Here is a 25729-nt window from a genome sequence, read left to right as displayed (position 1 = left end):
GAGGCGACGGTGACACACGGACGCGGCAAGTCGACGGAACGTCACCGCGGAAAACACCCGCACGGCCCAGCCGGGCCGTTCCGGACTAGGCCGACGGCCCCAGGGGCCCTGGGGCGATGTGCCGATGTGCCGGGCGGGGCGGGCGTGTTCGACTGGTGCCATGACTGGATTCAGCGAGGCCGAGCGGGCATATCTGGCGTCACAGCGGCTGGGACGCCTGGCCACCGTCGACGCACACGGGCAGCCGCAGGCGAACCCCGTGGGCTTCTTCCCGCAGGACGACGGGACGATCCTGATCGGCGGCCGCTCGATGGGTACCACCAAGAAGTGGCGCAACCTCCGGAAGAACCCGAAGGTCGCGCTGGTCGTGGACGACATCGTCAGCACGCGGCCGTGGAAGGTCCGCGGCGTCGACATCCGCGGGGAGGCCGAACTCCTCGTCGGCCCGCACGACTTGGGCCCGTACATGAGCGAGGAGGTCATCCGCGTCCATCCGCGCCGGATCATCAGCTGGGGCCTGGAGGACGACGGGGCCTAGGCATCCGCCGTACCCAGCGCCCCCTCCATCGTGAGCAGCCACACCTTCCGGTCGAGGCCGCCCGCGTAGCCGGTCAGGGAACCGTCCGCGCCGATCACCCGGTGGCACGGGCGGACGACCAGCAGTGGATTGGCGCCGATCGCGCCGCCGACGGCCCGTACGGCGGCCCGGGAGGCGCCGATCCGTGCGGCGATCTCGCCGTACGTCGTGGTCGCGCCGTACGGGACGGAGCCGAGCGCGGCCCAGACCCGCTCCCGGAACTCGGTGCCCGGGCTCCGCAACTCCAGCCGGAACTCCTTGAGTTCACCGGCGAAGTAGGCGGCGAGCTGTTCCTCGGCCGCCCGGAACGGCCCGCGGTCCTGCCGCCAGTCCGCCAGGACCGTACGGCCGCCCTTCTGCCCGGGCACGGACAGCGAGGTCAGCGCCCCGTCCGGGTCGGCGGTGAGCAGCAGCGGCCCGAGGGGCCCGTCCACCCGGGTCCAGTACGTCATGCGGACTCCAACTCCTTTTGCACACGCAGGTGTTGTACGGCGTAGGAACGCCAGGGCCGCCAGCTGTCGGGCACGTCCTCGCCCGGCGGGGCCACGTCGGGGTCGCCGAGCGCGCGGACCCGGACGGCGGCGACCACGGCCGGGTCCATACCGGGCAGGGCGAGCAGCGCCGCCTCGGTGTCGTCCCGGTCGGCGCCCGGATCGAGCCGTACGGTGCCGTCGGCGAGCGCGGCGGCCAGCGCACCCAGGGTGCCGTGCGGCTCGGCCTCCGCGAGGACGGCGGGCTCGGGGAACAGATGGGTCAGGCTGCCGCTGGGGGCGTCCAGCGCCTTGCCGTACCGCAGGACGAGCCGCTCGGCGTCCGGCCGCCCGACCAGGGCCCGTACCGCGAACTCCGCCGGATCGGCGGCGCCGGGCGAACGCAGTCCCGGCCGGGCGGCGATCAGCGCAGCGAGCCGCTCGTCACCGCTGAGCCGCTCGTCGACGGCGTACGGATCGGCATCGAGGTCGAACAGCCGGCGCAGCCGCTGCACGGCGGTGGTCAGGTCCCGCGGGTCGGTCAGATGCAGCCGGGCGTCGAGCCAGCCGCCGGGATGCGCGGCGCTCCCCGCGCCCGGGGCGCCGGTGCGCTCCTCGACGGCGACGGTCCCGGTGCCGTACGGCAGCCGCAGCGTGCGCCGGTAGGTACGACGGCCGGGCTCGCCGCAGGCCTCCTCGACCCCGCTCACGGCCTCGCGGGCGAGTAGGTCGAAGACGGCGCCGGAGCGGTACGGTCCTCGGTACGCGAGGCGCAGCGGGATCCCGGTGCCGGGGGTGGCCCGGCGCGCGCCCCGCTCCCGGGGCGCGGCGGCCCGTACCTCGGTCGGCGTCGAGTCGTACACGGCCCGGATCGTGTCGTTGAACTGGCGCACGCTGGCGAATCCGGCGGCGAAGGCGATCTCGGTGACCGGCAGCTCGGTGGTCTGCAGCAGCACGCGCGCGGTGTGCGCCCGCTGGGCCCGGGCGAGCGCGACGGGACCGGCCCCGAGCTCCGCGGTGAGCTGCCGCTGCACCTGCCGCGTGCTGTAGCCCAGCCGCTCGGCGAGCCCGGCGACGCCCTCCCGGTCGACCACGCCGTCCCCGATCAGCCGCATCGCCCGGCCCACCACGTCCGCCCGGACGTTCCAGTCGGCGGAGCCCGGCACGGCGTCCGGACGGCACCGCCTGCAGGCCCGGAACCCGGAGCCCTGCGCGGCGGCGGCCGTCGCGTAGAACCGCACGTTCCGCCGCTTCGGCGTCACGGCCGGGCAGCTGGGCCGGCAGTAGATCCCCGTGGTCTCGACGGCGAAGAAGAACTCCCCGTCGAACCGGGCGTCCCGGCTCCGCACGGCCTCGTACCTGGTGTCTTCGTCCATCACGCTTCCAGTGTGAGCGATGGACACCGGGCCGGGCTGGCGGATATCGGACACGCACCTGGCGGGTCGGGCCGACACCCTCCAGCCCGTCGGGCGACGGCCGCACCGGCACCGTCGCCGGGCGGCTACCGCCAACGCCCCCGCTTCAGCTCCATCGCCGCCTTTCCTTCCGCCCCCTTCCGCTTCCAGTCGCGCCGCAGCTCCGCACGGACCCGCGCATCGGTCTTGGCCACGATCCACTGGTTCTCCCGCATGAGCTTGCGGTAGCTCTCCAGCCGCCGCTGCGGCAGTTCCCCGGCGTCGACGGCGGCCAGCACCGCGCACCCGGGCTCCGACTCATGGGCGCAGTCGTGGAACCGGCAGCGCTGTGCCAGCTCCTCGATCTCGGAGAAGACCTGTCCGACCCCGGTCTCGGCGTCCCAGAGCCCGACGCCCCGCAGCCCGGGGGTGTCGATCAGCACGCCGCCGCCGGGCAGGGCGAGCAGATTGCGTGTGGTGGTCGTGTGCCGCCCCTTGCCGTCCATGTCCCGGATGGCCTGGACGTCCATCACGTCCTGTCCGACCAGCGCGTTGGCGAGCGTCGACTTGCCCGCGCCGGACTGCCCGAGCAGCACGGAGGTACCCCCGGCGGCGAGCGCCACGAGGACGTCGAGCCCCTCGCCGTACAGGGCGCTGACGGTCAGCACCGGCACACCGGGCGCGGTCGTCTCCACGTCCTGGACGAGGTACGACAGGGCCGTCGCGTCCGGCACGAGGTCCGCCTTGGTGAGCACGACCACGGGCTGCGCCCCCGATTCCCAGGCCAGGGCCAGGAACCGTTCGATGCGGCCGAGGTCGAGTTCGGCGGCGAGCGACACGGCGACGATCGTGTGGTCGACGTTGGCGGCGAGGATCTGCCCCTCGGACCGCTTGGAGGAGGTGGAGCGCACGAAGGCGGTACGGCGCGGCAGACACGTCCGTACATAGCGCGGGTTGCCACCGGGCTCGACGGCGACCCAGTCACCGGTGCACACGACCCGCAGCGGGTCGTGCGGGGTGACGAAGGCGGTGTCCGCCCGTACGACGCCACCGGCGGTGACGACGTCGCACTGCCCTCGGTCGACGCGGACGACCCGCCCGGGCAGCAGTCCTTCGGAGTCGTACGGGGCGAACTGCTCCGCCCATGCCTCGTCCCAGCCGTAGGGAGCGAGAGCGGAGAATGCATTGCTGGAAGTCAAGGGAAACCCTTCACAAGGGTGGCCCCGGCTCCGCGCAGATGTGCGCTGGGAGAAAGGTCAGCCGGAGGCCACGGGGGTGGAGTGGATGCTCTTCTGGTTGCGGGCAGCGCCCCTCGCAGAGACAGCCATCGGTCACACCTCCCGTTCCTCACACGGTCGACAGCGGCGGCCGACGGCCGCCGTGCGAATCAGCCCTCACCCTAGAGCGGCACGCACCCGAGTGCCACCGATTTCCGACCCGCGCCGACCCGGCGGCCTTGCGCCCCGGCGCGCGCCTCGATGTTCCGCACGGGCCGCCGAGCTGTGCTACCGTTTTCGCGTTGCAGTTGTGGTACCCATGAACCTATGTGCGCCTGACGGGAATGTTTCTCCTTCGGGCGCATTATTTGTTTTTCCGGCATCTCCGGATGGGGCCTCTGCCTACAGAAGGAGAAAGTCATGGCACAGGGAACCGTGAAGTGGTTCAACGCTGAAAAGGGTTTCGGCTTCATCGCGCAGGACGGCGGCGGCCCCGACGTCTTCGCCCACTACTCGAACATTGCGACCCAGGGCTTCCGTGAGCTCCAGGAGGGCCAGCGGGTCTCCTTCGACGTCACGCAGGGCCAGAAGGGCCCGCAGGCGGAGAACATCGTCCCCGCCTGATCGCCGGACGCGTATCCGCTCACCGGGGTCCGCACCGTCATGGTGCGGACCCCGGTTTGTGCTGTTTCCAGGAAGGCAGAGAACTGCATGTCCCGCAGGTCGCAGAAGCCGAATAGGCGCGCCTCGTCACCCCCGCCGTCCGCGTCGTCGTCGAGGGAATTCCGGCTGCCGGAAAACACGACACCCGCACTTCCCGCCGTCGAGGACTTCGCCGGTATGGACATGCCCGCGGGGCTGCTGAAGACCCTCACCGCGCAAGGTGTCACCACCCCCTTCCCCATCCAGGCCGCCACGCTGCCCAATTCACTCGCCGGCCGTGACCTGCTGGGACGGGGACGCACCGGCTCCGGCAAGACCCTCGCGTTCGGGCTGGCGCTCCTGGCCCGCACAGCCGGGCTGCGCGCGCAGTCCAAGGCACCCCTCGCCCTCGTGCTGGTGCCCACCCGGGAACTCGCCCAGCAGGTGGCGGACGCGCTGACCCCCTACGCGACGGCGGTGAACCTCCGGCTGGCCACCGTGGTCGGCGGACTGTCCATCACCAAGCAGGCGGGTGCGCTCCGGCGCGGCGCCGAGGTGGTCGTGGCGACGCCCGGCAGACTCAACGACCTCGTGGAACAAGGGGACTGCGTACTCGACAGCGTCCGCATCACGGTGCTGGACGAAGCCGACCAGATGACCGACATGGGTTTCCTGCCGCAGATCACCAAGCTGATCCGGCAGGTACGGCCCGACGGACAGCGCATGCTCTTCTCGGCCACCCTCGACGCCAACATCGACCGCCTGGTGCAGCGGTTCCTGACCGACCCCGTGGTGCACTCCGTGGACCCGTCCGCGGGGGCGGTGACCACCATGGAGCACCATGTGCTCCACGTCCTGGACGAGACCGACAAGAAGGCCGTCACCACGCGCATCGCGGCCCGTGACGGCCGGGTCATCCTCTTCCTCGACACCAAGAGGTCCGCCGACCGGCTCGCCAAGCGGCTCCTGGCGGTCGGTGTCCGCGCGGCGGCACTGCACGGAGGCCGCTCCCAGCCGCAGCGGACCCGAACCCTGGAACAGTTCAAGAACGGCCAGGTCACCACGTTGGTGGCGACGAACGTCGCGGCCCGGGGCATACACATCGACGACCTCGACCTCGTCGTGAACGTCGATCCCCCCGCCGACCACAAGGACTACCTCCACCGGGGCGGCCGCACAGCCCGCGCCGGCGGCTCGGGCAGCGTGGTCACTCTGGTCCTGCCCGACCAGAGACATGACGTCACCCGGCTCATGTCGGACGCGGGCATCCGCCCCCGTACGGCCCGCATCAAGTCGGGCGACCGGGAACTGGTCACCCTCACCGGCGCCCGCGAGCCTTCGGGGGTGCCCGTCACCATCGAGGTCCCGCAGCCGACGACACCGACGGCATCCCGCCCGGACCGGAAGACCGGCGCCGAGCGCGGGAGGCGGTCCGGCCGCCGACGCCGAAACGGCGACGGGTCCGGAGCGACGACAGCTGCTGCCACCAGGAGTGACACCTCCGCATCCGGCAAGGATGCCCGCGGCTCCCGCCGACGAGCGGCGGCCGGCGGAGCCACGGGCGGCGCTGCCGGCACCGGCGGCCGCGGATCCGGCGGCCGAGGCTCCGACCGCCGAGGCGGCCGCCGCACCTCGGCCACCTAGGTCCTGTCGTCACATTCCCGTCGTCGCCCGGAGGGCGGGCCTCTCGGCGTCATGGGGGTCCCCCCTGCTCGAGCGAAGCCGAGAGCTTGGGGGAGCGTGCATGGCGTCGCGGGGCAGACGGGAATGTGACGACAGGGCCCAGCGCGGCATCAGGTACCACGCACGCCGGTACCACATCATGTGCGGGACGAACGGCCCCGACCGAAAAGTCACACCAAAACACCCAACTTCTGGGCGCAGCACGGAAGTCGGGGACACAATGCGTGACAGGCGGCATCTTGGCCAAAAACCAACGGCGATGCGAAGGGCCCCGTCATGACATCAACCGCTGCGCGCACCGGGCCCGCTCCCCGGCCGGTGGAAGGCCACTGGCCGGAGGCCAGCCTGCTGGGTGGACTCTGCGTGGAGACGCGCAATCAGCTGATCGGACTCGGGCGGCCGGTGCGCTTCGAGGGCGGTGAACGATTACTGCGCGAGGGCGAGTACGGCTCGCACGTCTTCCTGCTGCTGAGCGGCTGGTTCAAGGTGCTGGCCACGACGGAGGACGACCGGGAGGCGCTGATGGCGGTCCGGTCCGGTGGTGACATCGTCGGCGAACTGGCCTGTTTCGACGCACAGCCACGCGTTGCCACGGTCGTGGCGGCCGGAGCGGGGACGGCAAAGACCATCACCCGGCAGGAGTTCCTCGCGGCTCTCGCGCGGCACGACGACGCCGCCCAGGCGGTGATGCGCGCGGTGGCGGGCAAACTGCGCTGGGCGACCCGGCGGAGACAGGAGTTCGGGGGCTGTCCGGTGAGCACCCGGGTGGCCCGGGTACTGGGTGAGCTGACCCGGGTGTACGGCCGGCCCTGCGAGGCCGGGGTCTCGATCGGTGTGTCGCTCACCCAACCGGAGCTCGCGGCGCTGGTCGGGGCCTCCGAGCCGAGCGTGCACCGGGTCTTACGGATGCTGCGCGAACATCGGATCATCGAGACCGGGTACCGGCGGATCCTGGTCCGGGACGTCCCCGAACTCAGCCGGATCGCCGGTACGGACTGAGGCGCCGCGCCGCTCCTCATGTCGCCCCGGCCAGCACCAGCCAGACGGCCGCCGCCACGACCATCCCGGCGACCCAGCCGACCGCTCGGGCCGTGTAGCGGTTCTTGAGCGAGGCGATCCGCGCGATGGCGTCCGCCGTCGCCCATGCCTGGACTGCCAGCCGATCGCCGGTCGCACCGGTGTGGTCGGCGACGTCGAGTGAGAACCGGTTCGGTGCCGGGTGCCGCCCTGTGCGCGGACGGATCACCTGGACCAGCAGGTATCCCGACACGGTGAAGCCGAGCAGATACGCCAGGGTGGCGAGCCAGAAGAGCACGGCCACCGGCCCGGTCGGCGCCGGGGCACCGACCGAGCCGACCTTGGTGGCGACGACGGCCGCGAGACCGACGTGCACGGTGACCATCGTTCCGGCCTTGGCGTCGGCCTGCTGGGTGACCTGCTGGAACGAGGCCATCGCGGCGACCGCCGCCGCCAACTCCTCCGCTGCCGAGGTGTGTTCGGCCATGCCTCAGTGCCCGCCGTGGTGGAAGTGGTGGAAGTGGTCGCCGGGATCGTGGTGCTGCGGATCCGGGTCATGGTGCTGGTGCTGAACGCCAGGGTGGTGCGGGTCGGGGTGATGAGGGTCCGGGTGGTGCGGGTCGTGGTGGTGCGGATCCGGGTGGTGCGCGTCGTGGTGATACGGGTCGTGGTGGTACGGGTCCGCATGCGGAGCATCCGCGTGGTGGGCGCCGTACGGACCCGTGTGGTCCGGTCCGTCGAAGTCGTCGCCCCGGCAGCCCGTACCGGCACCGGACTCCGGCAGCGCCCACTCCCGCAGCGTCTGGGTGTGCGAGACCACGGTGGCCGCGAGGTGGGCGGCGGCCAGCGCCGGGACGACGAACTCCCGCATGGCCGCGCGCCCCGGCGAGTGCCCCCAGATCACCGGCTCCTGGCTCATGTCCCTGGCGGGCGCGGACCTCGGCACGTACAGCCAGGCGTCGGTGGCGAAGTCCTTCTTCTCGGTGACCACTTCGGTCCGCCGGAAGTCGGAGGCGGGCAGCCCATGGGCCTGCTGCACGATCACGTCCCGGTAGAGCTCGCTCGACACGGCGAGGGCCAGGTCGCTGTCCTCGTTGCGTTCCAGTGCGCCGCGCAGCCCGTCGGAGTCCACCAGGCGGCTGACCAGCACCACGCAGTCGCCCAGATAGCCGCTGTCGGCCCGGGAGATGGACCCCTGTCCGAGCGCGGCCCGCATCCTCATCCGGCCGAAGGCGCCGGGTGCCCGGTTCGCCTCGTACAGGCCGTCCCGTAGGCCGAGGATCAGTGCCGGGACGGCCCGTACGAGGTCGGTACGGGCCGGGAAGACCACCAGCCGTCCGTCGCCCTGCAGTTGCTGCTGGGTACGGACCCGCATGACCCGGGCGCGGCGCAGCGCGTGTTCGACGACGAGGCGGAGCCTGACCTGTGCGTCGGCCTGTTCGGTGTAGCCGTGGCGGCTGTACTGGCGCAGGTCCACGGCCATGCACAGGCGCCTGCGGTAACGGGCCATCAGAGCAACGCCAGTTCGTCGACCAGGTCGCCGAGGTCGTCACCGGCCTTGCGGAGCAGTGCGTCCAGCCGGTTCAGTTCGGCGCGGCGCTCCTCGACGGCCTCCCCGCCCTGCTGGCGGGCCTCGCGTGCGGACTCCACGCTGCGGGTCAGTTCACCGGTCCGGGCGGAGAGCCCCGAGGTCACGTCTCGGGCGATCGGTTCCATGGTCGTGGTGGCGAACGCCTGGGCCGCCTCTCGGGCCTGCTTGGGCGCAGCCAGCCTGATCTGGGTGGCCATCTCCCGGCCGACGGCCTCCCGCATTCTGTTCTCCAGCCGGCCACCGGCTTCCTTGCTCTTGATGAATCCGTGGACGAGCATGCTGCCGATCAGGGTCGGGATCCCGAACGGGGTGAACATCCAGGCCATGGCGATCGCCAGCGTGATCGGCAGGGTGCGCAGCGCCTCCTTGGCTCCGAACCGGGCACCGACCATGCCGCCCGCCACTCCGCCGAGGACGAAGCCGGCCGCCCCCGAAAGGAACCTGGTGAGCGGTTGTTCCTCCTCGCGTTCCCCGGCGCGCCCGGCGTCCCGCACTCCGGTGAGGCTGATCCGCAGCTCGTCCAGACGGGCCTCGAAGGAGTTCAGCTGAGCGTTCATCCGCTCGCCGAGCTTCTCCAGGTCCTGGTGGATCACCGGCTCCAGCGAACTGCTCACCCAGTCGGCCACCTTCTGCTCGATGGCCCTCGCGGTGCCCGCGGCGATCTCCTGGGTGACCTGTTCGGCCCGCTCCGGAACCTTCAGCGGATTCATGCCGATCCTGGTCGTCAGGGGGACCTCCGCGGCGATCGCCGGAGCCTCGTCCGCCACGGACGCGAGGTAGCCGCCGAGCAGGGCTTCCACCCTGTCCTGGAGCATCCGGGTCTGGTTGCGGATGTCCAGCGAGATCTGCCGGGCCTGTACCTCAAGGTCGCGCAGCGGCTGCTGGGCGGCTTCCCAGCGTCGTTCCAGGTCGGCGGACTTGGTGTCGAGAAGGGCGAGTTCGTGCGGGATGTTGCGGTCGAGCTCCCGCGCGAGGCCGCGCAGGGCTCGCGCCGGAGTGAGCAGCTTGACCTTGTGCCGGTCCGTCACCAGATAGCGTTCCAGGGCGTGTTCCAGATCGGCCACACCGGAGTTCTGGTAGCCGGTGGCGTCGTTGGCGATCCGGGCGCGCAGGGCGGTCTTGGCGTCGACGAAGTGGAAGCGGTTCTCGTCCCGGTCCTCGCCGCGCAGTCCGACGATGCGCTGCCGTGCCCCGGCGATCACGTCGTCCCGCTCGGTGTCCTCGATGGCGTCGAAGTACGTGAAGACGAAGAAGGGGTCGTGCGCGTCCAGGTAGGACGTGAGGAACTGCGACTCGCTGATGCTCATGGGGGCGATCGCATGCTGGAGGAAGATCACCGCGTCCGCCTTGCGCAGGTGGGTGAGGGTGATCTCGTCGCGGTTGGCGTGCTCGTTGAGGCCGGGCGAGTCGATGAGTACGACGTTGTGGCGGCACAGTTCCAGCGGCCAGATGACCTCGGCCCTGACGTAGGGGTTGCGCTGGTCGCGTTCCTTGCTGTTGACGGTGATGAGGGAGATGAGGTCCTCGGGGTGGACGGTCTCGGGTACCGCGGCGTCCTCCCGCCACAGCCGGGCGGCCGGGGGGTCGCCGAACTTGACCTCGGTGATGACGGCGGTGGCGGGCGTCGCCTTGACCGGCAGCACCTGGGCGCCCAGGAGGGCGTTGACGAAGGTGGACTTGCCGCGGTTGAAGTCGCCGACCACCATCACGTGGAAGGCATCGCTGTCCATCCGTTCGAGCAGGGCGGTCACGACGCCTTCCGCCCCGCTGTTGCCGATCTGCCCGGCGATCTTCCCGAGTTGCCGGCAGACCTCCATCAGCCGCAGGCGCTGGGCGTCCGCGGCGCCGTAACCCACGGCTTCCGTGGTGGTCATGGTCGTCACTCTCTCCTTCACTTCTGCAGTTCGGCCCGGATACGTGCGGTCAGGGCGGCCGCCGGGCGGGCCAGGGCCGACCAGTCGACGCCGGACCCGGGCGGGGCTTCGAGCGCGGCTCGTCTGGCCTCGTGCCACACCACGCGGGACTCGCGCAGTTGGTCGAACACGTCGGTGTAGAGGTCCGCGAGCAGGTCGACGGCCTGCCGCAGGAAGGCTGCCGTGCTGTCGTCGACCACGCGGACGAGTACGGCGTCGACCTCGCTGCGCTGCTGTTCGGTCGCGGACCGGATGGCACCCTCGGCCAGCAGGCCGCCGATCAGGCTGAATCCCGCGCCGTAGATCATCGGTATCGGGGCCGAACGGGCGAGGGCGATGAAGTAGCCGACGATGGCGCCGCCCTGGGCGCCGAGGCGGGTCGCGAGGCGGGTCCTGGACAGGTCGGAGATCTCGCCGGTGAGCTGTGGTTGCACGGTCGGTCCGAGCCAGGCCGGGACGGGACTCGGACAGGCTCCGGGCAGTTGTCCGGCGACCTCGGCGTCGAGCCAGTCGGTGTCGGCGGTCAGGCGGGGCAGGACGGTGCGTTCGGACCGCTGGGCGAGCAGGGACAGCTCGTGCCGCAGCCGGAAGGGCAGGTCCCGCTTCCACCAGTCACCGGGGTCCTGGGCGCGTTCCAGTTCCCAGCGCAGCCGCTCGATGAGGCCGTCGCGGTCCGTCTGGATCTGCTCACGCAGCCGGGCCGTGAGGGCGAGTTGACGTTCCGTCAGATCGATGCGGAGCTGCTCCCACCGCTGTTCCTCCTTCTCCAGCAGTGTCCTTGCCTGCGCGGCCCGCTCGTCGGCCTCGGCCTGGGACAGCCCGTCGGCCGCCAGGGCCTCGGCGGCGATTGCGGTCATCGCCTCGCAGTGGTCGGCGACCTGGGCGGCGATGCGCCGGTCACGCCACAGCGCCCGACCGCTGCCCCGGGCGAACTCCTCGACGAGTGAGCGCAGGGCCGCGAGCTCCGGCTCTCCGCCGCCGGGCTCCGGGGCCGGTAGCACGGGGAGGGTGCCGGGCAGGTCCTCCAGGCGCTGCTCGAGGTGTCGTACGGTCTCCTCGCGGTCCTCGGCCGCGACCAGGTCCAGCATGGTCACCACGACGGCGGTGAACGGGACGTGGCGGCACAGCACCTCCTCCTGGAGGAGGCGGTGTTCGGTGCTGCTCATGGGAGACACCGCGGAGACGACGAACAGTACGGCGTCGCTGGCCGCGGCCGTGCGGCGTACCTGTTCGAACTGCTCCTCGCTGCCGGAGTTGACCCCCGGCAGGTCCACCAGCTCGATGCCCAGCTCGGTCAGCCAGGCGTCGGCCACGGCGGCGACCACGGCGGGCTCGGGCGGTGCCGGCTCGGGCTCCGCTCCGTGCGGCGGCCTCGGGGTGGGCAGGGTGCCGATGAGACCATCCCAGGAGTCCTCGGCGTCGAGAGCGCGCACTTCGTCGTGCCCGTCCGGCCAGGTGAGCCGCAGCGACTCCCTCTGGGCCGCCCGGACCGTCACCGGGGCACGGGTGACCGGGCGCGGTCCCGTCGGCAGCAGGTCGCGGTTGATCAGCCGGTTGATCAGGGTGGACTTGCCCCGGTTGAACTCGCCCACCACCGCAATCCGGAAGAACTGCCTTCCGCGTTCGGCGGCCAGGGCCTCCAGGGCCGTGCCGATGCGGTCCAGCCCGTAGTCCTCGGCCAGTTGACGGGCCTCGCGCAGCCAGCCGGGAGCGGCGGCGGTGACGTCGGCGATATGGGTGGTGGTGGGCGCGGGCGGCGGGGTGCCGGCGACGGGCGGGGAACCGTTGTCCATGGGTCACTGCTCCTCGGGGTCGGGGACGGTGCGGGCGGCCTCGCCACGCAGGGCGGCGACCTTTTCGCGGCGGCGTCCGGCGCCGTCGGCGGCCTCCTCCATGGCGGCGATGCCGGCGGCGAGTTCGGCGCGCCGCCGGTCGTTCTCAGCGGTGAGGCGGGCGATCTCCGCGCCCCACTCGTCGTCGTACTGCCGACGGAGGGCGGCGATGCTGTCGGTGACGCCCGCGCGGACGCGCAGCAGGGAGTCGCCGACGAGCGTGCCGATCTCCTCGTGCGCGGCGGCGATGATCGGGCGGGCCCGCTCCAGAAACTGCTCGCGGGCCGCGTCATTGCCGCGTTTGCCGATGAGCGCGCCGAGCGCGCCACCGATGACGGTGCCGATGCCGGGGGCGATCAGGCTGCCGGCCAGGGCTCCGGCCATCGCCCCGCCGCCGGTGCGCCAGTTGTCGCTGGCGCTCAGCTGGGTGCCGATCGCGGTGAGGGTCTCGTCGACGCCGGAGAGGTCGGGGGCGGGCAGGTCGGTCGCCCGCACCGCGGGTGCCTCGGGCGCGGCCCAGATCTCACCGGCCAGCCCGGCCAGGGCGCTGTACTCGGTGGTGAAGTCGCGCGCCAGTTCCTCGGCTCCGGATGTGAGCAGCTCGCCGGCCCGGTCCGCCGCGGTCCGCACGGCCCGCTCGGCCTCTTCGCGTAAGTGGAGCCGGACGATACGGGAGACGTTTCCGGCCGCCTCGGACATGTTGCCGATCTTGTCTCCGGCGACGGCGTCGACCACCTTCGCCTCCAGCGTCGCCCGGGACGCCGCGGGGATGCCGGCCGAGGCAGCATGACTCAGCTCGCTTCCGGCCCGGTCCAGGGTGCGCTGGGCCCAGGCGTCCAGAAAGGCCGGGAAGTCCGGCAGGGACAGGGCGGCCAACCCGCGCTCCGTACGGCTGAGTTCGGCACGCTGGGACTGCGCGGACTCCTGCACCGTGGAGAGCAACTCCGAGAGCAGCCCGAGCACCGTGGCCGCGATGGCGAACTGCCGTCGCTCGGCGGCCAGTTCCGCGATCCGTGCCTCGACGGCGAGGAACCTCGCGAGGTGTCCTTCCGGTTCGGGCCCGCGGGCGCCGGGCGCGGTGAGCTCCTTCAGTGCCTGCCCCGGAGCGCAGGGCAGCAGCACCGGATCACCGATCCCCAGTTCCTTCAGCCGGTTCTCGACGACCTCGACGACCTCGGCCCGTTCGTCCTCGTCGAGCAGGTCGGTTTTGGTGAGCACGAACGCGCACCGGTCCTGGTGGTCCAGCAGCGGTCCGCTCAGGAAGTCCACCAGCGTCATCGACATCGCGGCGACGGCGGGCACCACGACCAGCGCCAGGTCCGCCTGCCGTGCGGCGGCCACGGCCAGCTCCCGATGCCCCCGTTCGGTCACGCTGAACCCCGGTGTGTCGAGTACCGCCGTACCGCCGCCCAGCAGGCGGACGGGCGCCAGGACCTCCAAGTCCCGTACCTGCTCGGCCAGTTCGGTGGTCAGCACCCGCTCCAGGGCATCCTCCAGATCGCCCGGACGGGACGTGTGGCGCAGCCCCGTCCACTGGGCGAACGCGGCGGACGGCCACGTCAGCACCTCGTCGTCGGCCGTGCGGACCACCACGCCCTCGGCGCCGTCCCGGTGGCGCAGCACGGTCGTGGTGTGCGTGGTCACCCGGGCCGAGGAGGGCAGCAGCCTGCGCTGCAGAAAGGCGTTGAGCAGGGTGCTCTTGCCGCTGGACGCCTCGCCGAACACCGCGACCCTCAATTCCGGGTCCGCGGCGCGCGCTTCCACCGCGCGCAGACGGTGACGCAGCGCGCTCCGGCGCTCGGCCGGGAGCCCCAGACTGTCGAGCAGGCCGCGGATCCACCGCAGGTGCCCGGCGACCGCCGAGTCCCACCGTTCCCCCGGGCCATCCACCACCAGCTGTTTCGTCACCTCGCCAGCGTAGAAACGACTGCCGGGCCAACTTCTCATCAGACGATGGGATCGGCGCGATATGCCGAGCGACTTGCCTCGGCCGGCACCGGATCGAACAGCAACGAACGGCCGAGACCGGATCAACGGCTGTACGGCCCCGGTATCTCCCCCGACCCCCGCGGAATCAGCCGGGTGGGCATGACGACGGTCCGCGTCGGGGAGTCGTCCCCGTGGATGCGGGCGAACAGCAGCTGCGCGGCGTTCGTCGCGAGCGCGACCGGGTCCTGGGCGATGACGGTGACCGGTGGGGTCAGCTGCGCGGCCAGGGCGAAGTCGTCGAAGCCGATGAACGCGATGCCGGGGGGCAGGACGGCCAGTGCCCCGAACGCGACGATGTCATTGCTGACCAGGACGGCCGTGGGCGGCTCCGGTGAGGAGAGGATCTCGGTGACGGCCCTGGCGGTGTCCGGGCCCGACCTCAGTCCGTGCCGGACGATCCGCGGATCGGCGTCGATACCTCCGGCCTCCAGCGCCGCCAGATAGCCCCGGTAGCGTTCGCCCACGGTCCAGATCTCCCGCTTGTCGCCGAGGTAGGCGATGCGTCGGTGGCCGTGCGCGATCAGATGCCGGACGGCCTCCTTCACCGCGCCGTGGTTGTCCACCACCACGGCGTCCGCCTCCAGGCCGGGCGCGGCCCGGTCCACGCACACGATCTTGGTGCCGCGTGCCTGGGCCGAGCGCAGAACGCGGTGGCTGCCCGCGACCGGGGTGAGGATCAGCCCGTCGACGCGGCGCGCGGTGAAGGCCGCGATGACCTCCCGTTCCCGGCGGGGGTCGTCGTGGCTGGAGCCGATGAGCACCGTGCTGCCGCGCTGCCGGGCCACGTCCTCGGCGGCGGACGCGACCGCGGCCATGAAGGGGTCGGCGACGTTGTCGACCATCAGCCCGATGGTCTGGCTCGGCCGGTCGGCGCGGCGCAACTGGCGGGCCACATCGTCGCGTTGGTAGCCGAGCCGGCGGACGGCGGCCTCCACCCGGGCGGCGGTGCGCGGCGCGACCGACGCGTCACCGTTGACGACCCGGGACACCGTCATGGCGCTGACGCCCGCCGCCGCGGCTACGTCTTTCATCGTGGGACGGCTGGCCACGCCGCGTCCTCCCGCCAAGGTCCCGTTCGTACCCGACCCTTGACGCCCACCCACGGGCCTCCCAGAATCGACGAGCTGTTAACGATACCAACCAGGAGGCACAACATGGCCTCTGCAAGGGAACCGCTTCTCTCGGCACATGGTGTGGTCAAGCGTTTCGGCCACGTCCAGGCGCTCCAGGGCGCCGATTTCACGGCATATCCCGGCGAGGTCGTCGCCCTGATCGGTGACAACGGTGCCGGCAAGTCCACTCTGGTGAACGTCCTCTCGGGCGTGATCGCCCCCGACGGCGGTGAGATACGGCTGGACGGCGAGCCGGTCCGGTTCGCCGGCCCGATGGACGCGCAGCGCCTCGGGGTGGAGACCGTCTACCAGGATCTGTCGCTGGCGCCCGATCTGGACGCTGCGGCCAATCTCTACCTCGGCAGGGAGCTCCTGCGCGGGGGCCTGCTGGGGCGTATCGGCGTGCTCGACCGGCCCGCGATGCGGCGGGAGGCGGTCAGGGCGTTCGCGGAACTCGGCGTCGAACTGAAGGACGTCACGGCCGCCGTGACAACGTTGTCCGGTGGCCAGCGGCAGTCCGTCGCGGTGGCCCGTGCGGTCGCGTTCGCCAACAAGGTCATCTTCATGGACGAGCCGACCGCCGCTCTGGGTGTCGTACAGCGCGCCCGTGTCCTGGAGACCGTCCGCAGGGTCGCGGACCGCGGCATCTGCACCGTGCTGATCAGCCACAACATGCCCGAGGTGCTGTCGGTGGCGGACCGGATCGAGGTGCTGCGACTGGGCCGCCGGGTCGCCTCGTTCACGGCGGCCGACACCACCATCGAGGAACTCGTCGGGGCCATGACCGGATCGCTGGACGGCCCCGCACAGCAGAACGCAGCCCTCGGCGCGGCCGGTGCGGCGGAATCGGAGGACGCACGATGACCGCTGACAGCAAGGAAGTCCAGCAGACCTCGCGGGTGGCGGACCCGCCCCGGTCCACCGGCGGAGCGATCGCGGTACCGGCATGGCTGAGACGGGCGGCCGGCGTCAGCGAACTGTGGACCTTCGTGATCCTGGTGGCGCTGGTCGCGTTCTTCACCATCGCCGCGCCCGGCAAGTTCTTCACCACGTACGACCTCACCCAGATCGCCGTCAACGCGGCCATCTATCTGGTCCTCGGCGTCGGCATGACGTACGTGGTCATCACCGCGGGCATCGACCTGTCCATCGGCTCGGTGCTGGTGCTGGCCGCGGTGGCGGCGGGCAAGTACAACATCAGCCACGGTGGGGCCACCTCCGGCTGGGGCACGGTGGCCGTCTGTGTCGTCATCGCCCTTGCCGTGGGCACCGCCTGGGGCGCGCTGCAGGGAGCCGTGGTGGCGACCGGGAAGGTGCCCCCGCTGATCGTGACGCTCGGCGGTCTGGGCGCGGCGCTGGGTCTGGCCGAACTCGCCACCGGCGGCCAGGATCCGGCGGGTGCGGCCTCCAACCATCTGCAGAACAGCCTGGGTTTCGGCAAGGTGCTCGGCATCCCGTGGCTGGTGGTCCTCGCCGCGGTGGTCACCGCGGTGTTCGGCGCGGTGCTGGGCGGTACGAGGTTCGGCAGCCACACCCTCGCGATCGGCTCCAATCCGACGGCCGTACGACGTGCGGGCATTTCGGTGGGCCGGCACCTGATCAAGGTGTACGGACTGATGGGACTGCTGGCCGGACTGGGCGCGGTGATGTGGCTGGCCTCGTACGGCACGACGTCCATCGCCGGGCACTCCACCGACAACCTGAAGGTGATCACCGCGGTGGTCCTCGGCGGCACCAGCCTGTTCGGCGGGCGCGGATCGGTGCTGGGCACCGTGATCGGTGTCTTCATCCCCGCCGTGCTCACCACCGGACTGATCGTCATCGGCGTCCAGCAGTACTGGCAGGACGTCGCGGTGGGCGTCGTGCTGGTCGCGGCCGTCTACATCGACCAGATGCGCAGGAAGAGCCGGGAGCGCTCATGACCAAGGAGGACACCGTTATGTCGAGTATGCCGAGCATGCGCAACAGGCGCAGAGTGCTGGTCGCCGTGGGCGCCGTACTGGCCCTGACGGGCGCCGCGGCGTGCGGTTCGTCGGACAGCGGCGGGGGTTCGGGGTCGGCGGGAGGCGCCGCCCACAAGAAGGTCAGGCTGATCACGGGCGTGAAGAGCGACCCGTTCTACATCACCATGACCTGCGCCGCGCAGGCCGAGGCCAAGGCCAAGGGCATGGACTTCAGTGCCGACGGCTCCGCGCAGTGGGACGTGTCGGTCCAGCGTCCGCTGCTCGACTCGGTGGCGGCGTCCCGGCCCGACGGGCTGCTGATCTCTCCGGTCGACACCAACGCCCTGACGCCGTCGCTCAAGCAGATCCAGTCGTCCGGGACCAAGGTCGCGCTCGTGGACACCACGGTCACCGACTCCTCGATCGGCATCACTCGTATCTCGTCCGACAACGAGAAGGGCGGACGGGTGGCCGCCGACGCGCTCGCCAAGCTGATGAACGAGAAGGGCTCGGTCATCGTCATCAGCGTGAAGCCGGGTGTCTCCACCACGGACGCCCGGATCAAGGGCTTCACCGAGGAGATGGCCAAGTACCCGGACATCAAGGTGCTGCCGACCCTCTACGACAACGACCTGCCGGCCACCGCGGCCTCGCAGATCCAGTCGACGCTGGCGGCCCATCCCGACCTGGGAGGCGCCTTCGCGGGCAACACCAACACCGGCCAGGGCATCGCCACCGGTCTCAAGCAGGCCGGCAAGCAGGGCAAGGTGAAGGTCGCCGCGTTCGACGCCGAGCCCGACGAGGTCGAGGCGCTCAAGGCGGGCACCGTGCAGGTCCTGGTCGCGCAGGATCCCGCGGCGATCGGCAGGCAGGCGGTCGATCAGCTCGCCGCGGCCTTCGAGGGCAAGAAGGTCGAGAAGTCGGTCGGCACCAGCATGGTCGCCATCACCAAGGCGAACATGAACGACCCCGCGGTCAGCAAGTACTTCTACAAGTCGAGCTGCTGACCCGCGGACAAGGCGAGCTGCCGACACCCGCGGCCCACCGGGGACCCCGCACCGCGGTGCGGGGTCCCCGGTGGGCCGCGGGTGTCTCAACCCTGTGTGCAGGCGCTCCCGTTCAGTGTGAACCCGTACGGCGGGGAGTTCTTGCCGCTCCAGGAGCCGACGAAGCCGAAGGAGACGGTGCCGTGTGCGGCGACCGACTTGTTGTAGTCGGCGGCGGTGGCGGTGACCCGGGAGCCGTTCTGGCTGACGGTCGCGTCCCACATCTGGCCGACCTGCTGGCCGTCGCGGAACGACCAGGACACGCGCCAGCCGCCCAGGGCCTCGGCGGTGGTCACGGTGACGGTGGCCTGGAAGCCGTTGGTCCACTCGTTCACCTGGTCGTACTCGACCCGGCAGCCGGGCCCCGCGGTGGTGGCGGCGTGGGACGGCTCGGTGCTCTTGGAGGCGGACGAGGAGGAGCCCTGGGGTTCCGGGTCGGGGTTCTTGTGGCCGGACTTGGCCGCCGCCGTTGCGGTCGCGGAGGGAGTGGTGGCGGAGGCCGACGGGAGCGGGTCGGTGGACGGCAGCGAGGGGTCGAGGTCGGAAACCGGCTCACGGTCGTCACGGGCGGCCGCGACGTCGTCGCCCGAGCCGCCGAACGGCATCATCGACACGCCGAGCGCGATGACCGACAGCAGCATGGCGGCGGCCAGCAGGCCGCTGCGCAGGACGCGGCTGCGGCCCACGCCCTCCCTCGGGTCGCCGTTCTCCAGTTCCGCCGCCCTCGCCGGGCCGCCCGCGCCCAGTCGCACCTCGGCGGCCCGGCGGCGCCGCTCCAGATAGGCGAGGCCGCCCCAGCCGATCACTCCGCCGGTCAGCGCCGCGGGCAGTCCGCCGCCGTGCAGACGCAGACAGGCGGCGGCCTCCGCGCACTGCACACAGGTGGCGAGGTGGCGGGAGAGGTCCTCGGGGGTGTCGGCGACAGGCGAGCGGGTGACCGCGTCGAGCAGCCGGGCGTAGCTGCGGCACTGCGCGGCCATGGGTGTGTCCAGGTGTGCGCGATGGCAGCGGTCCCGGAACAGGCCGCGCACCTGGTCGAGTTCCTCGGCCGCGGCGGCCGGGTCGAGGCCCAGGCGGCGGGCCACGGCGGGCAGCGGCAGTGCCTCCACCTCGGCCAGCCACAGCAGCGACGCGTCGGCCTCCTGCATGTCCCTCAGGCCCCGCAGGGCGACCGGGCGCTGCAGGGGCGGGCCGGTGTAGCGGGTGGCCTTGTCGGAGTTGAGCCACAGCCGCAGGTCGGGGTCGAGCTTGTGGCCGAGGCCGTCGGCCTCCCAGCCGGCCGCCGTCGTGCGTACGGCGGTCAGCAGCAGCGGGATCATCGGCAGCCGGGGCGCGGAGCGGCGGCCCGTGCTGCGCACCGGTGCGGACTGGGCGGCGCGGGCCTCGCGCAGGCCGAGCGCGAACGCCTCGGTGGCCAGCTGATTGGCCGCGATGGAGCCGGACGTGCACAGGTCCGCGTAGGAGAGCACCGCGTCCCAGCACTCGGAGAACAGCGCGGCCTCGGTGGCGTCCTGGGGGGTCGGCAGGTCGGGCATGGGTCTCCTGCATCCACGAGCGAGGTCAACTCGCCATATTGGCCAATGGAGTTGGGGGGAACCTCGCGGCAGGGCAAGAGCTTTTCACGTCTCCGACACAACTGACAAGCGGCCTATTCAAATCCGGTGACCGACCGTCGCGCGACCGGTTTCACTCCGTCACGCAACACCCGCTCACCATCAGTGAGTTGACCGCAAGGCCGAAGTCTCCGCCCGGTACGGCGACCGCGCGTCGAGGTCGCGGACACGGTACCGGGCGAAGGCCGCCCGGCGCCGCTCCCTGCCGAATTCGACTTACGCGATGCCTCCGTACGCCCTGGGCTCCACTCCCCCCTCTCGTACGCACCGCGACCACACTTCGGCTCAGCGTTCTCGCGGGCATCTTGCGCACCGCCGGCACCGCCGAGGAGCCCTCCGGGGTCACACCTGCGCCGGCTCCTCCGCCGTGTCCGCCGTGTCCGCCGCCGGAAGGCTGTCCATGAAGGAACTCACCGAGAAGACCGCGCGGCCGGGCCCAGGCCGGCCGTAGCCGGGGGGCGAGGACAGGCCGAAGTCGTCCATCGTGGCGCGGTAGGCCTCAAGGAGCCGGATGTGGTACTCCAGCGGGGCGCCCTGCGGGTTGGCCTTGCCCAGCGGGGTCGTGGGCTCCGGGCACCAGGTGGTGAAGCGGGGCGTGATGCCGTGCGACATGAAGAAGCGCAGGCCCTCGGTGGTGGACGCGATGGCCTCGTCGACGGTGGTGAAGCCGAAGGGCTCGGCCATCTCCACGCCTGCCACGAAGTTGGGGATGACGTTGCGCGCGCCGAAGATCTCGGCCGAGTCGAGGATCCGCCGGTGCCACTCGTCGCGGCCGACGTAGCGCTCCTTGCCGGGGCAGTACAGCTCGAAGAGCCGGCGGTCCCAGACCTCGTAGTTGGGGTGGTAGATCTGCACCCCGTAGTCCTTGAACCGCTGCACGTCGTCCTTCGGCAGCGCCTGTGCCACCACCTTGCCGATCCACCGCCCCGGGAAGCGCTCCTCGATGGCCTTGGCGTAGTGGCCGTAGAAGTCGGCCTCGTCGCGGCCCGCGACCTTCGAGGTGATCGCGCCGCCGGTGAGGGTGTAGGCGGTGGACGCCTTCTGGGTGTCGTACCGGTCGATGATCTCCAGCGCCTCCAGGACCTCTTCCACGTCCTTCACGCCGGTGTACGGCCGCCCGGCCGCCTTGTGCTGGCGCCAGTTGTGGTTGATGTCGCAGTACTGGCACTCCTCCTTGGCGCCGAAGTACTGGCACACCCGGAAGACGGTCAGATAGATCAGGTAGCCCCACTGGATGGTGGGGGCCACCTCCATCACGGACTTCCCGTTGGAGAGGGTGTGCCGGTAGTACTCGGGCATGGGCGGGACGCCGACGTCGGCGATCCGCTTGCCGTCGAGGTAGAGCCCCAGGAGTCCCTCGTCGTCGGCGGCGACCCGGTACGGCGAGGACGGGTTCACCCGCACCGACACGACGGTGCGCCGCAGGTCGTACGGCCCGCCGGTGAGGATGATCTCCTCCGGGGGCCGCCTGAGCGCGGCCTCGCCCAGTTCCGGCAGGGTGCCGTGGTCGAAGGAGAAGATGAAGTACGACTTCGGCTTGACCTCGCCGCCCTCGTTGTCGGAGAGGGCCGACGCGTCGAAGGCGACCCCGCCCCGGAGCAGGTCCTCCTTGAAGACGGCTTCCCGCGGTACGTGCGGGAACCTCTCCATCAGATCCTCGACCAGTGCGGTGCGGCTGCCCATCCCGTGTCTCCTCCCGGCTCAGGCGTTCGACTCCTCACGGTATGCCCCCGCGTGTGCGTCAGCCGTGCCGGGTCCCCTCGCGCCGCGCCACGTGTTCTGGTACAGCGATGCCCTGCGGCAGCGCCGGGTCGGCCACCGGGGCTCCCCAGACCGAGGTCAGGGGGAGGGTTCCGGCCCACAGGCCGAGCTCCGCGTCGGGTCCGTCGCCGTCGTCCGGCGGGCCGGTGCGGATCTTGACGGAGGCCTGTTCGAGGGAGAGGGCGAGCAGGGTGGTGGCGGCGAGTTCCCGGCGGTTCGGCTGCCGTGCGTACGACCACTGTCCCGGCGTCGCGTGCTCGGTGAGCCGGGCGAGGCCCGCGAGCTTCTCCTCGGGGTCGGTGACCTTGCGGGCCTCGCCGTGGATCATGGCGCTGCGGTAGTTGACCCCGTGCTCGAAGACGGACCGGGCGAGGACCAGGCCGTCGACGTGGGTGACGGTGACGCACACGGGCGTACCACCCGCGAGGCTGCGGCTGGCCACGGAGCCGTGCACATACAGTTCCCGCTCGTCGCGCCCGTAGACGGTCGGCACGACCAGCGGCCGCCCCTCGATGACCACACCGAGGTGACAGACGAAACCGGCGTCCAGGATCGCGTTCAGCTCGCCCCGGTCTTGGCTGCCCTGCTCGCGCAGGCGATGGTGGCGGGTGAGGTCGGTCGTGGGCAGGAGGGCGGGCAGCGGATCGGAAGCCATACGCTGACGCTATCGAGATCGCGACACCTTGACTAGATAATTGTCGATTACGGCAGTACGTGCCGCCTCATCCAACGAAATCCGCAGCCATCCAGGGTGCTCCTGGGGGCGTGGACGGCGGTGAGGGAGGGGTGGACATCGTGGGCCATGGGGATGTCGTCGTAGCCGCGGACGCGGCCGAGGTGGGCGATGCGGGGGGCCAGCCGCAGGAGGTGGCCGGTAAGGCCGCAGGAGGTGGCCGGTAAGGGCGCAGGCGCCTGGCCCTCGCCGTGGTGGCCGACGACGGTGGCGGGCACGTCGGATCCGAGCCGCGGCCGGCCCACCAGGACCAGCCGGGAGCCCGCCCGGCCCAGGCCGTGAGCGACGCGGGCAGCCCCCGGTAGTGCGCGTCCTCCCAGACCTGCCCACCACGGCGACCGCGTCGACGCCCGGCCCTCGGCTGCGGCCTGTTCCTCCACTCCGCGCGCGATGTGCGCGCGGAGTGGGCCGGTCACGTCGTCGACGACGGCGATGGTCTTGTTGGTGGCGCCACCGGGGGCACCGGCGTGGCCGTCGACCACGTAGTCCGGTTCACGCATCGCCGTCAGTGCCCTGGAACGGATGGCCGCGGCGACCGGACAGGTGCCGTCAAGGACCCGCGATACGGTCGCCGCGGAGCCTCCCGCCCGCGCGGCCGCGTCCCGCGCCGTCGAGGTGTGCCCGCTCGCCGCGGGCCGCGTACGCTTCGTCGCCGTTCGGTTCCCGCTCCCCCGCGTGTCCGGCCCCCGCTACGGCCCGCCCGTCACGCCACCCGTTCCAGAACCGTGTGGTCGACCGCGTGCCGCAGACCCTCGCCGGACAGCAGCCGGGCGGCTTCCTCGGTGACCGTGTGGCCGAGGCGGGCCAGTTCGTTGCCCTGGGAACCGGCGAGGTGCGGGGTGATGAAGGCGTTGGGCAGGTCGAAGAGGGGCGAGTCGGCGGGCAAGGGCTCGGGGTCGGTGACATCGAGGACGGCGGTCAGGCGTCCGGCGCGCAGTTCAGTGACGAGGGCCTCGTGGTCGACCAGGGAGCCACGGGCGGTGTTGACGAGGACCGACCCGGTGGGCATCAGGGCCAGTTCACGGGCGCCCAGGAGGTGCCGCGTCTCCGGGGTCTCAGGGGCGTGCACGGTGACGGTGTCCGCGGTGCGCAGCAGGTCGTCGAGCGGAAGCAAGGGGACGCCCAGCCGGGCGGCCTCCGCCTCGTCGACGTACGGGTCGGCGAGGCTCACCCGCAGGTCGTACGGGCGCAGCAGTTCGATCAGTCGGCGGCCGATGCGGGACGCGCCCACGATGCCGACGCGGCGGCCGTAGTTGCCGATGCCGGGGACGATGTCGCCGTAGGGGAAGGCGCGCCGGGCGCGGAGCTCGTCGCGGAAGGCGAAGACGCCCTTCCCGGCGAGCAGGATCATCGCGAGGGTGTACTCGGCGACGGGCAGCGCGTTGGCCGCGGCCGCCGAGGAGACCGCGATGCCGCGCCGCCACACCTCGGGCGTAATGAAGCCCTTGACCGAGCCGGCCGCGTGCAGCACCGCGCGCAGCCGCGGGGCCGCGTCCAGGGCCGCCTCGTCCAGGCGGGGGCAGCCCCAGCCCGTGATGAGGACCTCGGTGCGGGCGAGCGCCTCCCGCAGCCGTGGGTCGGTGAAGTCCTCGGCCACCGCGGTGGGATCGATTTCTACGCACTCACGCAGTCGCGCGAGCACCTCCGGCGGAAAGACGTGCGGCACGTTCTCGGCCTTCATGGCGAACATGGCCTGGAGACGCTCGGGCAAGGAAGGGCCCTTCCGGCTCGGTGACGCACCGACAGCAACCGTTCTCTACGGTAGGTCGGGGCGGATGAGAGGGTCAATGGAGGCACTCACCGGGAGGACGACAGGGATGACGGAGACGGTCACCAACTGGGCGCGCAACATCACCTACACGGCCGGTGAGCTGCACCGGCCCGGCTCGCTCGACGCGCTCAGGGCCCTGGTGGGCGGGAGCTCAAGGGTGCGGGTGCTGGGCAGCGGCCATTCCTTCAACGAGATCGCCGACCCGGGCGCCGACGGCGTCCTGCTGTCGATCGCCGGTCTGCCGCCGGTGCTCGACGTGGACACCACGGCCCGTACGGTACGGGTCTCGGGCGGTGTCCGGTACGCGGAGCTGGCCCGCGCGGTCCACGCACACGGCCTCGCCCTGCCCAACATGGCCTCCCTGCCGCACATCTCGGTGGCCGGCTCGGTGGCCACCGGCACACATGGTTCCGGGGTCGGCAACGGCCCGCTCGCCACGGCCGTACGCGAGGTGGAGCTGGTCACGGCGGACGGCTCGGCGGTGTCGATCGCCCGGGGTCAGGAGGGCTTCGACGGGGCCGTGACCGCCCTCGGCGCGCTCGGCGTGGTGACCGCGCTCGTCCTCGACCTGGAGCCGGCGTACGAGGTCGAGCAGCACGTCTTCACCGAACTGCCCCTTGCCGGGCTGGACTTCGAGACGGTGGCGGCGTCGGCGTACAGCGTGAGCCTGTTCACCGACTGGCGGAAGCCGGGTTTCCGGCAGGTGTGGCTCAAGCGGCGCACCGACCAGCCGCCCGCGTACTTCCCCTGGGCCGCGCCGGCGACCGAGGCGCTGCACCCGGTGCCGGGGATGCCCGCGGTCAACTGCACCGAGCAGTTCGGGGTGCCGGGGCCCTGGCACGAGCGGCTGCCGCACTTCCGGGCCGAGTTCACACCGAGCAGCGGTGACGAGCTCCAGTCGGAGTATCTGCTGCCGCGGTCGGCCGCCGTCGATGCGCTGAACGCGCTCGACGCGGTGCGTGAGACCGTCTCTCCCGTGCTGCAGACCTGTGAAGTGCGTACGGTCGCCGCCGACCCGCAGTGGCTGAGCCCCGCCCACGGCCGTGATTCGGTCGCCCTGCACTTCACCTGGATCGCGGACACGGCTGCGGTGCTCCCGGTAGTCCGCCGGGTCGAGGAGGCCCTGGACGCCTTCGATCCGCGTCCGCACTGGGGCAAGGTGTTCACCGTCCCGGCCGCGGTGGTGCGTGACCGCTATCCCCGCATGGCCGACTTCCGCGCCCTGGCCCGGGTCCTCGACCCCGGTGGCAAATTCGCCAACGCCTTCGTACGGGATGTCCTGGGCGGCTGACTTCGGGATGCCCTGCGGCCGACTTTATACACCCCCTTTCCTAACCCCTTGTCGAAAGTCCTTCGCAGCCCATAGCCTTGCGCCGCGCCGGTGCCGATGTGCCCGGCCCGGCCTGGACGGGATGGGAGGGGCAG

21 protein-coding genes and 1 pseudogene are annotated in these 25729 nt (G+C 71.6%); 8 read left to right on the top strand and 14 right to left on the bottom strand.

The annotated features are described in order from the left end of the window. Positions 1–160 precede the first annotated feature (160 nt). The gene (locus tag ACZ4EG_RS06020; protein ID WP_467789709.1) at positions 161–538 is read left to right on the top strand and encodes a PPOX class F420-dependent oxidoreductase; all 378 of its coding nucleotides are present in this window, start codon (positions 161–163) and stop codon (positions 536–538) included. Here ACZ4EG_RS06020 and ACZ4EG_RS06015 read toward each other — a convergent pair. From ACZ4EG_RS06015 to rsgA, 3 genes are all read right to left on the bottom strand, one after another. After that, a complete protein-coding gene (locus tag ACZ4EG_RS06015; protein ID WP_467789708.1) occupies positions 535–1029 on the bottom strand; it encodes a methylated-DNA--[protein]-cysteine S-methyltransferase in 495 nt (164 codons plus the stop codon). The two genes, ACZ4EG_RS06020 and ACZ4EG_RS06015, sit on opposite strands and share 4 nt — an antisense overlap. After that, a complete protein-coding gene (locus tag ACZ4EG_RS06010) occupies positions 1026–2423 on the bottom strand; it encodes a bifunctional transcriptional activator/DNA repair enzyme AdaA (RefSeq protein ID WP_467789977.1) in 1398 nt (465 codons plus the stop codon). The genes ACZ4EG_RS06015 and ACZ4EG_RS06010 overlap by 4 nt, the downstream gene beginning before the upstream one ends. Positions 2424–2548: 125 nt before the next feature. Beyond that, entirely contained in the window at positions 2549–3640 is a 1092-nt protein-coding gene (gene rsgA, locus ACZ4EG_RS06005; protein WP_467789707.1) for a ribosome small subunit-dependent GTPase A, read from the bottom strand. A 438-nt stretch (positions 3641–4078) separates the two neighbouring features. On the opposite strand from rsgA, the gene ACZ4EG_RS06000 reads away from it, so the two are divergent. The 3 genes from ACZ4EG_RS06000 to ACZ4EG_RS05990 all read left to right on the top strand — a co-directional run bounded on the left by ACZ4EG_RS06000 (position 4079) and on the right by ACZ4EG_RS05990 (position 6982). Then, positions 4079–4282, top strand: a complete 204-nt coding sequence (locus ACZ4EG_RS06000) for a cold-shock protein (RefSeq protein ID WP_031161015.1) — start codon at positions 4079–4081, stop codon at positions 4280–4282. Between the two features lie 87 nt (positions 4283–4369). Further along, entirely contained in the window at positions 4370–5944 is a 1575-nt protein-coding gene (locus ACZ4EG_RS05995) for a DEAD/DEAH box helicase (RefSeq protein WP_467789706.1), read from the top strand. A gap of 315 nt (positions 5945–6259) precedes the next feature. Further along, a complete protein-coding gene (locus tag ACZ4EG_RS05990; RefSeq protein WP_467789705.1) occupies positions 6260–6982 on the top strand; it encodes a Crp/Fnr family transcriptional regulator in 723 nt (240 codons plus the stop codon). A 16-nt stretch (positions 6983–6998) separates the two neighbouring features. Here ACZ4EG_RS05990 and ACZ4EG_RS05985 read toward each other — a convergent pair whose 3' ends face one another. The 6 genes from ACZ4EG_RS05985 to ACZ4EG_RS05960 form a co-directional block, all read right to left on the bottom strand. Continuing rightward, positions 6999–7487 (bottom strand): Pycsar system effector family protein, encoded by a 489-nt coding sequence (locus ACZ4EG_RS05985; RefSeq protein WP_467789704.1) that lies wholly within the window; start codon positions 7485–7487, stop codon positions 6999–7001. Positions 7488–7490: 3 nt separating this feature from the next. Continuing rightward, a complete protein-coding gene (locus ACZ4EG_RS05980) occupies positions 7491–8510 on the bottom strand; it encodes a hypothetical protein (RefSeq protein ID WP_467789703.1) in 1020 nt (339 codons plus the stop codon). After that, complete coding sequence (locus ACZ4EG_RS05975) at positions 8510–10465, bottom strand: dynamin family protein (RefSeq protein WP_467789702.1); 1956 nt, start codon at positions 10463–10465, stop codon at positions 8510–8512. The genes ACZ4EG_RS05980 and ACZ4EG_RS05975 overlap by 1 nt, the downstream gene beginning before the upstream one ends. Before the next feature lie 17 nt (positions 10466–10482). Continuing rightward, complete coding sequence (locus ACZ4EG_RS05970; protein ID WP_467789701.1) at positions 10483–12297, bottom strand: dynamin family protein; 1815 nt, start codon at positions 12295–12297, stop codon at positions 10483–10485. 3 nt (positions 12298–12300) lie between these two features. Beyond that, on the bottom strand, positions 12301–14244 hold the full coding sequence (locus tag ACZ4EG_RS05965) for a dynamin family protein (RefSeq protein WP_467789700.1): 1944 nt from the start codon (positions 14242–14244) through the stop codon (positions 12301–12303). 122 nt (positions 14245–14366) lie between these two features. Beyond that, positions 14367–15374 carry a LacI family DNA-binding transcriptional regulator gene (locus ACZ4EG_RS05960; RefSeq protein ID WP_467789699.1) on the bottom strand — a complete coding sequence of 336 codons (1008 nt, stop codon included), beginning with the start codon at positions 15372–15374 and terminating at the stop codon, positions 14367–14369. A gap of 105 nt (positions 15375–15479) precedes the next feature. On the opposite strand from ACZ4EG_RS05960, the gene ACZ4EG_RS05955 reads away from it, so the two are divergent. Genes ACZ4EG_RS05955 through ACZ4EG_RS05945 form a run of 3 tightly spaced genes read left to right on the top strand, consistent with a single transcriptional unit; the run spans position 15480 to position 18387 of the window. Next, positions 15480–16301 (top strand): ATP-binding cassette domain-containing protein, encoded by an 822-nt coding sequence (locus ACZ4EG_RS05955; RefSeq protein WP_467789698.1) that lies wholly within the window; start codon positions 15480–15482, stop codon positions 16299–16301. After that, the gene (locus tag ACZ4EG_RS05950) at positions 16298–17359 is read left to right on the top strand and encodes an ABC transporter permease (RefSeq protein ID WP_467789697.1); all 1062 of its coding nucleotides are present in this window, start codon (positions 16298–16300) and stop codon (positions 17357–17359) included. Before ACZ4EG_RS05955 ends, ACZ4EG_RS05950 begins: the two co-directional genes overlap by 4 nt. Continuing rightward, a complete protein-coding gene (locus ACZ4EG_RS05945) occupies positions 17356–18387 on the top strand; it encodes an ABC transporter substrate-binding protein (protein ID WP_467789696.1) in 1032 nt (343 codons plus the stop codon). The genes ACZ4EG_RS05950 and ACZ4EG_RS05945 overlap by 4 nt, the downstream gene beginning before the upstream one ends. 86 nt (positions 18388–18473) lie before the next feature. Here ACZ4EG_RS05945 and ACZ4EG_RS05940 read toward each other — a convergent pair whose 3' ends face one another. From ACZ4EG_RS05940 to ACZ4EG_RS05920, 5 genes and pseudogenes are all read right to left on the bottom strand, one after another. Then, entirely contained in the window at positions 18474–19961 is a 1488-nt protein-coding gene (locus ACZ4EG_RS05940; protein WP_467789695.1) for a cellulose binding domain-containing protein, read from the bottom strand. Between the two features lie 420 nt (positions 19962–20381). Then, positions 20382–21722, bottom strand: a complete 1341-nt coding sequence (locus ACZ4EG_RS05935) for a radical SAM protein (RefSeq protein ID WP_453562047.1) — start codon at positions 21720–21722, stop codon at positions 20382–20384. A gap of 58 nt (positions 21723–21780) precedes the next feature. After that, on the bottom strand, positions 21781–22455 hold the full coding sequence (locus ACZ4EG_RS05930; RefSeq protein ID WP_467789694.1) for a pyridoxamine 5'-phosphate oxidase family protein: 675 nt from the start codon (positions 22453–22455) through the stop codon (positions 21781–21783). Positions 22456–22502: 47 nt separating this feature from the next. Further along, positions 22503–23126 (bottom strand): annotated as a pseudogene (locus ACZ4EG_RS05925) (LacI family DNA-binding transcriptional regulator); the annotation flags it as partial. Positions 23127–23236: 110 nt separating this feature from the next. Beyond that, positions 23237–24244, bottom strand: coding sequence for a hydroxyacid dehydrogenase (locus ACZ4EG_RS05920; protein ID WP_467789693.1), 1008 nt, complete (start codon positions 24242–24244; stop codon positions 23237–23239). Positions 24245–24350: 106 nt separating this feature from the next. Between ACZ4EG_RS05920 and ACZ4EG_RS05915 the strand changes: the two genes are divergently transcribed. Further along, positions 24351–25595: an FAD-binding protein gene (locus ACZ4EG_RS05915; protein ID WP_467789692.1), complete on the top strand. Its 1245-nt coding sequence runs from the start codon at positions 24351–24353 to the stop codon at positions 25593–25595. Positions 25596–25729 lie beyond the last annotated feature (134 nt).

It is taken from the genome of Streptomyces sp. NPDC025638, assembly GCF_055558775.1.
The sequence above is the reverse complement of the archived record's forward strand: the minus strand, read 5'-3'. Positions and strand labels throughout refer to the sequence as shown.